General features: G+C 71.1%; 12 protein-coding genes. 3 read left to right on the top strand and 9 right to left on the bottom strand.

Features of this window, described 5'->3' with window-relative positions:
* Positions 1-837: 837 nt before the first annotated feature.
* Together ABD259_RS13075 and ABD259_RS13070 are read right to left on the bottom strand one after the other, a co-directional pair.
* Complete coding sequence (locus ABD259_RS13075; RefSeq protein WP_344102008.1) at positions 838-1,293, bottom strand: DUF6912 family protein; 456 nt, start codon at positions 1,291-1,293, stop codon at positions 838-840.
* Positions 1,294-1,374: 81 nt separating this feature from the next.
* A complete protein-coding gene (locus ABD259_RS13070) occupies positions 1,375-2,034 on the bottom strand; it encodes an HAD family hydrolase (protein ID WP_344102010.1) in 660 nt (219 codons plus the stop codon).
* A 212-nt stretch (positions 2,035-2,246) separates the two neighbouring features.
* Between ABD259_RS13070 and ABD259_RS13065 the strand changes: the two genes are divergently transcribed.
* Positions 2,247-3,449, top strand: a complete 1,203-nt coding sequence (locus ABD259_RS13065; RefSeq protein WP_344102012.1) for an acyl-CoA dehydrogenase family protein — start codon at positions 2,247-2,249, stop codon at positions 3,447-3,449.
* A gap of 103 nt (positions 3,450-3,552) precedes the next feature.
* Here the strand turns inward: ABD259_RS13065 and ABD259_RS13060 are convergent, their stop codons facing one another.
* From ABD259_RS13060 to ABD259_RS13030, 7 genes are all read right to left on the bottom strand, one after another.
* Positions 3,553-5,232 (bottom strand): glycoside hydrolase family 3 protein, encoded by a 1,680-nt coding sequence (locus tag ABD259_RS13060; protein ID WP_344102014.1) that lies wholly within the window; start codon positions 5,230-5,232, stop codon positions 3,553-3,555.
* A 276-nt stretch (positions 5,233-5,508) separates the two neighbouring features.
* Positions 5,509-7,191 carry a phosphoenolpyruvate--protein phosphotransferase gene (gene ptsP / locus ABD259_RS13055; RefSeq protein WP_344102016.1) on the bottom strand — a complete coding sequence of 561 codons (1,683 nt, stop codon included), beginning with the start codon at positions 7,189-7,191 and terminating at the stop codon, positions 5,509-5,511.
* A gap of 46 nt (positions 7,192-7,237) precedes the next feature.
* The gene (locus ABD259_RS13050; protein ID WP_344102018.1) at positions 7,238-7,495 is read right to left on the bottom strand and encodes an HPr family phosphocarrier protein; all 258 of its coding nucleotides are present in this window, start codon (positions 7,493-7,495) and stop codon (positions 7,238-7,240) included.
* 30 nt (positions 7,496-7,525) lie between these two features.
* Complete coding sequence (locus ABD259_RS13045; RefSeq protein WP_344102245.1) at positions 7,526-8,191, bottom strand: HAD family hydrolase; 666 nt, start codon at positions 8,189-8,191, stop codon at positions 7,526-7,528.
* Entirely contained in the window at positions 8,188-8,634 is a 447-nt protein-coding gene (locus ABD259_RS13040) for a PTS sugar transporter subunit IIA (protein WP_344102020.1), read from the bottom strand. Before ABD259_RS13040 ends, ABD259_RS13045 begins: the two co-directional genes overlap by 4 nt.
* 79 nt (positions 8,635-8,713) lie before the next feature.
* Complete coding sequence (locus tag ABD259_RS13035; RefSeq protein ID WP_344102022.1) at positions 8,714-8,950, bottom strand: PTS sugar transporter subunit IIB; 237 nt, start codon at positions 8,948-8,950, stop codon at positions 8,714-8,716.
* Between the two features lie 95 nt (positions 8,951-9,045).
* A complete protein-coding gene (locus ABD259_RS13030) occupies positions 9,046-10,089 on the bottom strand; it encodes an SIS domain-containing protein (RefSeq protein ID WP_344102024.1) in 1,044 nt (347 codons plus the stop codon).
* A gap of 203 nt (positions 10,090-10,292) precedes the next feature.
* On the opposite strand from ABD259_RS13030, the gene ABD259_RS13025 reads away from it, so the two are divergent.
* A complete protein-coding gene (locus ABD259_RS13025) occupies positions 10,293-11,030 on the top strand; it encodes a GntR family transcriptional regulator (protein ID WP_344102026.1) in 738 nt (245 codons plus the stop codon).
* A gap of 127 nt (positions 11,031-11,157) precedes the next feature.
* The gene (locus ABD259_RS13020; RefSeq protein ID WP_344102028.1) at positions 11,158-12,555 is read left to right on the top strand and encodes a PTS transporter subunit EIIC; all 1,398 of its coding nucleotides are present in this window, start codon (positions 11,158-11,160) and stop codon (positions 12,553-12,555) included.
* The last annotated feature ends 53 nt before the right edge of the window (positions 12,556-12,608 follow it).

Raw genomic sequence — 12,608 nt, 5'->3', positions numbered from 1 at the left:
GGGAGCCACGCTCATGAAGCTAGATCCGGCCCTGAGCACCGGCGATGGCAAAGCCGCTCATCATGCGTGACCGTTGCGCTCAGGAGGGGACGGCGGCGAGCCGCCCGTGGCATTCCCCTCCCCGAGTGATTTCGGCCAGCTCCAGTTCGCCTCGACGCCCCTACCCCCCACCTGCGGCCCGCTGATCACCGACGTCCGGGTCACGCAGTTGTAGCCTCCGCCGCCGCAGCATGGAAAAAGGGCCCCGAGCACGAGATCCGAACGCCGGATTCTCGCAGCCGGGGCCTGTGTTCGCCGTTGACCGGGTGCGTGAGAAATGGCTGCCAGGGTCTGCTGGGCGGCCTTGTCTGCCTGAATGTCCTCCGGCGCTCTGGGGTGAAAAACAGCAGCGACGGCCGGTGGGGGTGGGGGCACCGGTCCTGTCCCGGGGAGAGGGGCGGGCCCGGCCAGCGTCGGGGGCAGGGGCCCGGCGCATGGTCCCGGTGGAGCGGGGAGGGCGGCAGCGAGGCCGGTGGGGGGTGGGGGGCCCGCCGCACCCCCACCGGCGATGATCATGGCGATTCTTCCGGCAAAACGGACAGAATCGGGACTTTCCCCATGATCATCGGCAGAGGGGGCCTGGGGGCGGGATCGTTCTCCCGCATCGCGGAAGGCCCTTCACGCGAAGCGAGAGGAGGCCGCATGCCTCGAACCTGGCTCCGCCGCACCCGTTGGGCCACCCGGTGGCCGAGACAGACCCCACCCCCACCGGCCTCGCTGCCGCTTTTCACCCAAGAACACCGGACAGGCAACCGCCGACAAGGCCGCCCAGCAGACCCCTGCTTCCCGACCCGCGGCCTACTCCACGAGGTACTTCAGCTCCTGGGTCGCGTACCACATGAGTTCGTGCTCGTCGTCGTGTCCCGACTCGGGGTCGGCGACGGCCCGGGCGATGTCGTCCGCGGCGTCCTCATCGTCGACGTGGGCGGAGGCCACCCGCTTGAGGGGGACCGTTCCGGTGAGGGCGACCTCGGCCGGGTGCGTGGCGTCCGGTGCCGGACCGATGAGCTTGTCCGGGAGGTCGGCCGCGAGGACCACGCGGCGGCGCGGTGCCGCGGGGTCGGCGGCCAGCAGCCGGAGCGAGGCGTCGGCGGCGGCGTACAGGGCCTCGTATTCGAGTTCTTCGCTGTCGCCGGGGGTGCCCTCGGTCAGCTCCGGGGTGACCGCGAAGGCCGTGATGGGATCGCCGCGCACCTCCCCGTCCGCGAGAACGGTGGCGAGTGCGGGGAGGGTACTCGGCAGGTAGATGCGCATCGTGGGACTCGGCATTCGGGCGGGCGGCGTTGACAGGCTGAGTATGCCGAAAATCGGGTCGAACCGCGCGTCGACGCGGCGCTAGGAGGGCAGCGGGTCCACCACGATGCCGCAGGCCTCGGCGAGCCGTTCGCGCGTTTCGGCGGGGTCGCGGTGCAGGATGCCGGTCATGCCGAGGTCGACGGCGGCCCGCACGTTGTGTTCGATGTCATCGATGAAGACGCATTCCCGCGGCGCGAGTCCGGTCAGTTCGAGGGCGTGCTGGAAGATCTCGGGCTCGGGCTTGCGCATGCCGACCTCGCCGGAGATGACCACGGCGTCGAAGGATTGTGCGAAGCGGTCCCGCGGGTATCCGTTGCCCCACGAGTTCGACAGCAGGCAGGTACGGACGCCCTGGTCGCGGGCTTGGCGCAGCAGGGTGTACATCTCGTCGACCGGGTGGAAGCGGGAGAACATCCGCTCGATCAGTCCGACGGCCGGTACCTCACCACCGTCCACCAGCCGCAGCTCGGCGGCGAGCGCGCGCTCGAACTCCCCCGTGTCCACCTCGCCGCGTTCCAGCGCGTGGATGGGGTTGCCGTCGCCGTTGCCGTAGGCGCCCTCGACCCAGGACCGCATCACCTCCCGGTAGCGGTCGGGATCGATCCGGTCGGCGTCCAGCCAGGCGTCGATCGTGTCGTGGAGCGGCGAGGTCAGGACCCCGCCCCAGTCGGTGATGATGCCGCGGCACGTGCTAGTCACTCCATCGCCTCCGTCTCCGTCGTCGTCCGCCGTCTCTTATCCGCGTCGCGGGCCTCCGCGGCGCGGACGTCGGCCCTGGCGACGCTGCGGCCCGAGGGCCGGGGAAACATCCTTCCCCGCCCGCCTCACGGCGAATCCTCTTCCGATACGCGCGTAAAGACACCCTCACCCCCGAGGGTACCGACCGGTCGGTTTGGTGGCATACTCAGGTCATGGACTTCGAACTCAGCCCCGCGGCGCGCGACCGCCTGGCCAACCTGCACGAGTTCATGGACACCCACGTCTACCCGGCGGAACCCGTCTACCAGCGCCAACGAGCCGAGGCGGGCCGCGACGACCACACGCTCCCGCCCGTGATGGAGGAGCTGAAGGCCGAAGCGCGCCGCCGCGGCCTGTGGAACCTCTTCCTCCCCGACGTCAGCGGACTGGGCGCCACCGACTACGCCCCGCTCGCCGAGCTGACCGGCCGCTCGCCCGTGCTCGCGCCGCAGGCGCTGAACTGCTCGGCCCCCGACACGGGAAACATGGAGGTGCTGCACATGTTCGGCACCCCTGAACAGCGCGAGCGCTGGCTCGACCCGCTGTTGGAGGGGCGCATCCGGTCGGCGTTCGCGATGACCGAGCCCGATGTGGCGTCCTCCGACGCCACCAACATCGCCACCTCGATCACGCGCGTCGGCGACGAGTACGTGATCAACGGACGCAAGTGGTGGATCAGCGGATCGGCCGACCCGCGCTGCGCCGTCTTCATCGTCATGGGACAGACCGACCCGGACGCCCCCGTGCACCGGCGGCAGTCGATGATCCTGGTCCCCCGCGACACCCCCGGTCTGGAGATCGTCCGCTCGCTGCCGGTCTTCGGCTACGAGGACCAGGAGGGGCACTGCGAGCTCCGGTTCACCGACGTCCGCGTCCCGGCCGCGAACCTCATCGCCGGTGAGGGCGAGGGGTTCGCGATCGCCCAGGCGCGGCTCGGCCCCGGGCGCGTCCACCACTGCATGCGCGCGATCGGTATGGCGGAGCGAGCCCTGGAGCTGATGGTCCGCCGCGCGGCCGAGCGGGTCGCGTTCGGCGGGCCGCTGGCGCGCCAGGGCGTGGTGCGCCAGCAGATCGCCGAGTCCCGGCTGGCCATCGAGCAGGCCCGGCTCCTCATTCTCAAGACCGCGTGGCTGATCGACAACCACGGCACCAAGGCGGCGCGCACCGAGGTCGCCGCGATCAAGGTGGCCGCGCCGCGCGTCGCTGTGGACGTCCTGGACCGCGCCATCCAGGTGCACGGCGGCGCGGGGGTGAGCGATGACGTCCCCCTCGCCCAGATGTACGCGCACGCCCGCGCGATGCGCATTTTCGACGGCCCCGACGAGGTCCACCTGCGCTCCATGGCACGCCAGGAGATCAAGAGGATCACCGAGTAGGGCTCCCCTCTCCGTTGATCTCGGCGATATCAACCGAATAACCGCCGAAATTCGGTCGATATCGCCGAGATCAACGCGGGAGTGCGGCGGTGGGCGCGGGGGCTCAGTTCTCGTATCCGAGCCCGGCGCCGACCTTCAGGTCGGTGCCGGGCAGGTCGACCGGGAGCCGTCCCGCCGGGTCGACCTGCCCGGCCAGGGTGCGGGCCGCGGCGACGCGGGAGACCTCGACCCCGGAGTAGGTCGCGAGGTAGGCGTCGACGTCCGGGAAGGCGGAGAGGTCATACGGCGTCCCCTGGGCGACGACTACCACCGGTTTTCCCGCCCTCAAAGCGTTGTCCACCATGGCCTGCTGCGCGCTGTCCTGGCGGGCGTCCGACGTGCCGACGACCGTGGCGTCGGCCCGGGCGAAGGTGGGCGCGAGCGTGTAGCCGAGCGCGCGCAGCTCCGCCCCGATCGTCTCGGCCCCCTTGCCGGACACGTACACCGACGCGCCCGCGGCGAGCGGCAGGACGTCGCCCTGGTTGCGGAGGAGGGTCATCGACGCCTCGGCGAGGTTCCGGGCCGCGGCCTGGTCCTCCTTCGATCCCACCGCCTTCGCGGCGGCGGCGGGATCGACCGGCTCGGCGCCGATGACACCGCGGCGGACCTTGAGCTTCAGGATGCGGAGCACCGACTCGTCCAGCCGCTTCTCGCTGATCCGGCCCTTCTCCACGGCGTCGGTCACCGCGGTGACCGCGGCCTGGGGGTCCGGAGGCATCAGGAGCTGATCGGCACCGGCCAGGATGGCACGTACGGCGTTCTCACCGTCGTCATTGGCCTGGCGGACCCCGTCCATGTTCAGCGCGTCGGTGGTGACGACGCCGTCGTAGCCCAGCTCGTCGCGGAGGATGCCGCCGATGATGTCCGGCGACAGGGTGGCCGGCGCTCCGGAGCCGTCGAGCCGCGGCATGACGACGTGGGCGGTCATCATGGCGTCCACGCCCGCGTCGACGGCCGCGCGGAACGGCGGCAGGTCGGTCCTCTCCCACTCCTCCCGGCTCTTGTCGATCGTGGGCAGGCCGGTGTGGCTGTCGACGTCGGTGTCGCCGTGCCCGGGAAAGTGTTTGGCCACGGGGACGACGCCGCTCGCCTGGAACTCCTCGGCCTCGGCGACCGCCATCTCGGACACGGCGTCGGGATCGGATCCGAACGAGCGGATACCGATGACGGGGTTGTCGGCCTGGGAGTTCACGTCGGCGACGGGTGCGTAGTCGAGGTTGATACCGAGCGCGCCGAGCTCGTCGGCGGTGGCGCGCGCCAGCGTGCGGGCCTGCTCGACGTCGCCGGTGGCGCCGACCGCCATGGCGTCGGGGAAGCGGGCGCCGATCGGGAGCCGGGCAACCATGCCCTGTTCCTGGTCGATGCCGAGGAACAGGGGGACGCCCGCCCCGGTGTCGGCGGCCCGCTCCTGCAGGCCGTTGGAGAGCCCGGCGATCTGTTCGGCCGATTCGAGGTTCTCGGGGAAGTAGATGAAGCCGCCGGGGCGGAAGTCCTCGATGGCCTGGGCGTCGACCTCGGGCGTGGTCCCGGAGGCGGTGAGTACCAGCAGCTGGCCGACCTTATCCTCCAGCTCCATTTCCGAGAGGAGGTCCTCGGCGATCCGCTGCTCCTCGGCCGCCGAACCCGCGCCCCGCGGCCCGTCCTCCCGGTCCTCTCCCGGCGCGCCGCCACCACCTCCGCTGCAGGCGGCAGTCAGCAGGATCAGGCTCGCGCCCAAAGGCGCGAGGGTGTGGCGCAGTCGCATGGCTCGTCTTTCGGACGGCGAGAAGCGGGCAGTGGGTGCCGGGACGCCAAGGGGGCCGCGGCACCGACGGTGCGGGGGTCACCGCGATCCACGATAATCCCGCGGCGGCGCTTCCTGCCCCTTTCCCGGACGACGGCGCGGGTCCGCAACGGGTCCGCGGGTCCGGCGAAGGGCGGGGAACGGCACGGGGCACGGCTGCACGACGGGGACGCCTTGCACGGGCTGGGCGTCCCCGCCTTCTGACGGGCGCGAGGCGTTTCGCGCGCCCCTCCCGCGTTACAGCCCTAGGTCAGAGAGGCCCGAGAGGTGGCCGCGGGCACTGGTGACGGCATCGTCGACCGTGCGGGCCGCCAGCGCGGCCTGTGCGGCTTGCCGGCACTGCTCCAGTGAGGAGCGGGCCAGGGCGGCGCGCACCATGGGCAGGGCGGTGGCGCCCATCGACAGCGTCGTCACGCCCAGGCCGACCAGCACGCACGCGAGGACCGGGTCGGCCGCGGCCTCACCGCACACACCGCACGGCCGTCCGGCCTGGTGTGCCGCGGTCGCGGTCGCCGCGACCAGCTCCAGCACCGCCGGCTGCCAGGGGTCCTGGAAGCGGCTGAGCCCGCCGACCTCGCGATCGGCGGCGCACGTGTACTGGGTGAGGTCGTTGGTGCCGACGCTGAAGAAGTCCGCGGACCGAGCGAGGTGGCGGGCGCGCAGGGCGGCGGCCGGCACCTCGATCATGACGCCAGCGTGCTCGATGCCCGCTGAGGCGGCGGCAGCGGCGAACCACTCGGCGTCCTCGACGTCGGTGACCATCGGTGCCATCACGTGCAGCTGCGCGTCCGTGTCGCGCTGGGCCTCGGCCAGCGCGGCCAGCTGGGACTCCAGCACGCGGGGATGGCGACGCATCATCCGCAGGCCCCGTTCGCCGAGCGCAGGGTTGGGCTCCGCGCCGGGGGCCGGCAGGAACGCCAGGGGCTTGTCGGCGCCGGAGTCCAGGGTGCGCACCACGACCTTGCCGCCGGGGAACGCCTCCAGAGCAGCACGGTAGGCGCCGACCTGTTCCTCGTGGCCGGGTGCGTCCGCGCGGTCCAGGAACAGGAACTCCGTGCGGTACAGGCCCACGCCCTCGGCGCCGTTGTCGAGCGCGGCCGGGAGGTCCTGCGGCCCGCCGATGTTGGCCAGCAGCGGGACGGCGTGGCCGTCGGAGGTGCGCCCGGGCCCGGTGCTCTCGGCCGCGGCCGCCGCCCGCGCCGCGGCGGTGGAGCGGGCCGCCTCCACCGTTTCGGTGGTCGGTTCGAGCACGACCTCACCGGTCAAGCCGTCGACCAGCACCCGCGTGCCGTCATCGATAGTGTCGGCGCCCGCACAGGCCACGACGGCCGGGAGCCCCAGCGAACGGGCGAGGATGGCGGTGTGGCTGGTCGGCCCGCCCTCGCGGGTGACGAAGGCGACGACGCGCTCGGGGTCGAGCGTGGCGGTGTCGGCGGGGGCGAGGTCACCCGCGACCAGGACGAAGGGGGTGTCGGAGTCGGGGATTTTGGGGACTGGGACGCCAAGTAGGCGGGAGACGATGCGGTCGCGCACATCGTCCAGGTCGGCGACACGGGCGGCAAGGTATTCGCCGGCGCTGGCGAGCATCTCCCGGTAGACGGCCATGGCCTCGGAGACGGCCCGCGCCGCGGTGGCGCCCTCGCCGACCCGCCGCTTGACGTCGTCGGCGAGCGCGGGGTCGCGCGCCATGAGCGCCTGGGCGGCGAGCACCTCCTGCGCCGCTCCGCCCGCGCGCTCGCCGCGTGCGGTGAGGTCCCGCGCCGTCTCCTCCATCGCGGAGATGGCGCACCGGATCTCGGCGTCGGCGTCCCCGTTGTGCCGCGCGTCGGCGGGGGGATCCGGGATGGAGCGAGACAGCCGCAGCGCCGGGGCGTACCCGACGCCGGAGCTGACCCCGACGCCTCTCAGCATGTCACCCATGGCATCCTCCCGAAGGCCGGTCTGTCCACACGGCTGGTCGCTCCCACTAGCCGGCGTTGGCGATCTCGACCAGGCGGTCGAGCAGCGCATCGGCGTCGTCGCCATCGGCGGTGATCACGATCTCGTCGCCGTTGCGCACGTCGAGGCCCATGATGGCCAGGATGCTCTTGGCGGACACGGGCGCGCTGCCGTCCTTGCTCACGGTCACGTTGCCGCTCGCCGTGGAGGCCGCTTCGACGAACAGAGCCGCGGGGCGGGCGTGCAGCCCGACCTCGGACTCGACTTTGACACGGCGTTCTGCCACTGGTCGCTCCTCTTGTCTCGTGTCGCTCGCTCAGGCGCGCCGGGTGATGTGCGGCCAGTCGACCTCGGTCAGGTGGTCGACGATGAGATCCGCGTCCCGCAGCGCTGAGCGCTCGTGTGTGGTGGTGATGCCGACGGTGCGCATTCCCGCGCGCCGCGCGGCCTCGATCCCGGCGGGGGTGTCCTCGAACACGACGATGTGCTCGGGGGCGTGGCCCAGGATCTCGGCCCCGGCGAGGTATCCCTCCGGGTCCGGTTTGCCCGTGGTGACGTCACCGGCCGCCACCACGCCGTGGAACAGTTCACGCATGCCCAACATGGTCAACGCGCGTTCGGCCCAATCCCGTCCGGCCGAGGTGACCAGGCCGAAGGGGACGTCCCAGGCGTGCAGCCGGTGAACGAACTCCACCGACCGCGGAAGCTCGGCGACGGGCGGAAGGTCGGGGTCCTTGCCGATCTCCTGGATCTCGGCGAGGATCACGTCCCACGTCACTCCGGGGAACAGCGCGGGGTTCTCGGCGATCACGTCCGGTCCGCGACGCCCCATGAACCGGTGCAGGGTGGCGGTGTCATGGGGAACGTTGTGCATGTCCAGCAGCCGGGACCAGGTCGCCAGGGAGCGGGGTTCGCTGTTGATCAGCGTGCCGTCCAGGTCGAACAGCGCGCCGCGGGGATCGAGGTCGCCGCCCGTGTTCATGCCCACTGGAACAGCTGCTCGCCCTTTGCCACGTCGCCGGTGGCCGCGCCGGACACGACGTCGCTTTCGGCGTCGAGGGCGACGACCGGGACGATCGCGGACAGGCCCTGCGCGGCGACCTCCCGCGGGTCCCAGCGGATCAGCGGAGCGCCGGCCTCCACCTCGTCGCCCTCGGCGGCGAGCTTCTCGAAGCCCGTGCCGTCGAGCTTGACCGTGTCGATGCCGAGGTGGACGAGGACACCCCGGCCCTCGCGGTCGACCACGACGAAGGCGTGCGGGTGCAGCTTGATGATCTTTCCGCTGATCGGCGCGACCGCCTGCTGCGGTTCGGCCAGCGGCTGGACCGCGGCCCCGGGGCCGACCATGCCCTGTGCGAAGACGGGGTCGGGCACATCGGAGAGCCCCACGGCTGCGCCCGGGACGGGCGAGAGCACGCTGAGCACGGGTTGCCTCCTAGGAATGGTGGATGGGTGGTCGGGGGTGCGGCGCGGGTCGGCGGCCGCACCCCCGCGGGTGCGGATGTCACTCAAGCAGGTCGGCGATGTCGTCGTTGAGGGCGTCGGCCTCGGGGCCGACCACGACCTGCACCACGTTTCCGGAGATCAGGACGCCATGGGCGCCCGCCGCTTTCAGCGCCGCCTCGTCGACCTTGGCGGGGTCGCCGACCTCGGTGCGCAGTCGCGTGATGCACGCCTCGATGTCGTCGATGTTGTCGGAGCCGCCCAGACCCGCAACGATCGCGGCTGCCTTGTCGGCCATGTGTTACCTCCGTGTGTGGTGCGACGGGCCGGATGGGCCCGTGTGAGAAGAATCGGTGAATTACCCCAGAGCTTAGGTCCCCGCGCAGGTCGCGCCTAGGACGTCTGGGTGACCTTGCCCAGGCCGCGGGGTGCGTCGGGGTTATAGCCGAGCCTGCGCGCGAGCCTCTCGGTGATCTGCTGGGCGGGCACGATGAGGCTGATCGGTGCCAGCCACTCCGGCACCTCCGGCATCGGCACGGAGAGGTCGCACGCGCCGGCGAGGGAGGTACCGCCGCCGATCCCGTAGGCGGGGGCGCCCGCCGACACGACACGTTCGGCCAGGGCAACGGTACCGGGCAGGGTGGGTCCGGAGTTCGCGGCGACCAGGATCGCGGGGGTGTCGCGGTCGACCACGGCGATCGGCCCGTGCAGCAGGTCAGCGTAGGACAGGCCCATCGCGTGCAGGTAGCAGGCCTCCTTGAGCTTGAGGGCGGACTCCAGTGCCGTGGAGAACGCCATCCCGCGCCCGGAGATCACCGCGCCCTGCACGCCGACGAGGCGCTCGACGATCGCGTCGAGCTGGTCGGTCGGCTGGGCGAGGACCTCGTCGATAGTGTCGGGGACACTCCGTAGTAGGCCGGGGTCGAGGTCGGCGCCCAGGCCCAGGGCGAGGACGGCGAGCGCGGCGAGCTGGGTGGTGTAGGTCTTCGTCGCGGGAACGGCGAGCTCGTCTCCGGCCCGGGTGACCAGGGCGACGTCGGCGACCTCGGTGAGAGGGGAGCCCTGGCCGTTGGTGATGCCGACGGTGCGCGCGCCGCACTCCGCGGCCCAGCTCATGGTGTCGACGATCTCCTCGGTCCGCCCCGACTGCGAGATAGCGACGGCCAGCACACCGGACAGGTCGATCTTGGCGTTGTAGGTGGTGGCGATGGACGGCGACGCCAGGGTGGCGAGGCGCCCACCGTGCGCCTGGAGCAGGTAGCTGCCGTAGACGGCCGCGTTGTCGGAGGATCCGCGAGCGATGAACAGCACCTGCCGGGTCTCGCGGCCGAGGCGTTCGACCTCCGCGGCCATGGGCAGCAGTGCGTCGAGGGTGGTGCGCAACGCCTCGGGTTGCTGCACGATCTCCGAGCGCATGACGCTCGTTGTGGTCGTCATCTGACTACGTCCCATCGTCGGTCCACCAGCTGTGCCGCGCGCCTGGGGGGTCGGAAAAGGCACTGAGCAGCACATATACAGGCTTGAAGGGTGTTAAGCCGTGTGCACGTCGTCTATATTGACACATGCGACCACACTGTGGTCTAGTCCGGCCTATACCAGTCATACCAGAATGTCACACGACCGAACAGGCACCCACACTCATGGCGATCGACCCCGCGAGCCCCGTCCCGAAATACGTCCAGCTGCGGGACCTTCTGCTCGACTGGATCGTTGAGGCGGGCCTCTCGGTGGACGACCCTGTCCCCTCCGAACGGGAACTCGGGGCGCGCTACGAACTGTCCCGCATGACGGTTCGGCAGACGATCGACCTGCTCGTCTCCGAGGGCAAGCTGTACCGGGTCCCCGGGAAGGGCACATTCGTCGCGCGACCCAAGATCGAGATGCCCCTCGCCCTGGCGTCCTTCACGCAGGACATGCTGGCGCGCGGCTACCGGCCGGGCGCCCGCGACCTCGTCCGCCGGATCGTGCCCGCCAGCGGGCACGTCGCGCGCATGATGGACATCGAGGCGGGGGCGCCCGTCCACCACATCGAGCGGCTCCGCACCGCCGACGATGAACCCATGGCGGTCGAGCGGTCCAACATCCCCGTCTCCATCGCCCCGAACCTCGACTCCTACTCGCTGTCCGGGCGCTCGCTGTACGAGATCCTCGAACAGGAGTTCGGCCTCCTCCTCGACTCAGGCGAGCAGACCATCGAGGCCGGGATCTGCGACGCCGCGGACGCCCGGCTCCTCGGGCTCGCGCACGGCAGTCCGGTGCTGTCCATGCAGCGCCGCAGCTTCAGCAACGGCGCCTGCGTCGAGCTGGCGACCTCCACCTACCGGGCCGACCGGTACCAGCTGCACTCCCGCCTTAACCCGCGGACGAACGGCGGCTGATCCCGCCCCGCCCCCGATCCCCCTTTTTTTCTCCACCCCCATGGGGCACGTGCCGTGGACGACTGGGATACACCACGGAACGCACCCCCGTCACCCAACCCGACCGTCACCTGAGGGAGGACCCGCGGTGAGCTCCGCACCTGCCGCATCGAGCGGCCCATCCGCCGCATCAAAGTCATCGTCGAAGGCGCTCGCGATCCTGCAGCGCATCGGCCGCAGCCTGATGATGCCCATCGCCGTGCTTCCGGCGGCGGCGATCCTGCTCCGCCTCGGCCAGGACGACCTGCTGGGCAAGGACGGCCTGTCCGGGTTCGCCGGCATGGGCTGGATGTCCCCTGTCGCCGGTGTCATCGGCACCGCGGGTGACGCCATCTTCCAGGCCATGCCGCTGCTGTTCGCGGTCGGTGTGGCCATCGGATTCGCCAAGCGCGCCGACGGCTCCACCGCGCTGGCCGCCGTCGTCGGCTACGTGGTCTTCGACCGCGTCAGCAAACTGCTGTTCTTCGACGCCGGCGGCGAGATGGGCGAGCGGGTCACGGTCGCCGCAGCGGACGGCCCCGCGATCGACTGGGGCGTTAAGAACCCCACCGACGTCCTCGGCGGCATCCTCATCGGCATCGTCGCCGCCGTGCTATGGCAGCGGTACTACAAGATCAAGCTGCCCACGTGGCTCGGCTTCTTCGGCGGGCGCCGCTTCGTCCCGATCATCACCGCGCTCGCCGCGATGCTGCTCGCGATCGTCTTCGGCCTGGTGTGGCCGACGCTGGGCGGGCTCCTCAACGACCTGGGCGAGTGGATCATGGGCGCGGGCGCGGTCGGCGCCGGTGTCTACGGCATGATCAACCGCCTGCTGCTCCCCTTCGGCCTGCACCACATCGTCAACTCCGTGGTGTGGTTCGTGTTCGGCTCCTATGAGGGGCCGGACGGCACCGTGCACGGCGAGATCTTCCGCTACTACGCCGGTGACCCCAGCGCCGGGGGCTTCCTCTCCGGCTACTTCCCGGTGCTGATGTTCGGCCTGCCGGGCGCCGCCCTGGCGATGTGGATGTGCGCGCACAAGTCCCAGCGCAGCGCCATCGGCTCCATCATGATCCCCGCAGCGCTCACCGCGTTCGTCACCGGTATCACCGAGCCCATCGAGTACGCGTTCATCTTCGTGGCTCCGCTCCTGTTCGGTGTGCACGTCGTGCTGACCGGTATCTCCATGGCGGTGCTCAACGCGCTCGACGCCCACCTGGGCTTCGGTTTCTCCGCCGGGCTGATCGACCTGCTGTTCAACGCGACGAAGTCGAACACCACCGGGCTGTTCCTCATCCTCGGCATGGGCGTGCTCTACTTCTTCGTCTACTTCGGGATCTTCTATCTGCTGATCCAGAAGCTGAACCTGCCCACGCCAGGACGCGAGCCGATCGAGGAGAACCCCTCGGTCGCCGTCAACCCCGACAACGCTGCGGGAACGGGCGCGTCGCCCGTATCCGCCGCGGACCCGGGCGACGCGGCCGGGAAGCCGGACTCCGGCGGCTGACAGGCGCCGCCCGACCCTGTGCAAGGAATCGGCGGCCGCCGCGCTGACGCGGC

Origin of the sequence: Nocardiopsis rhodophaea (assembly GCF_039530945.1) — a bacterium.
Classification (GTDB): Bacteria; Actinomycetota; Actinomycetes; order Streptosporangiales; family Streptosporangiaceae; genus Nocardiopsis_C; species Nocardiopsis_C rhodophaea.
Note: the sequence above shows the minus strand (reverse complement) of the source record. Positions and strands in the feature narration are given on the sequence as shown.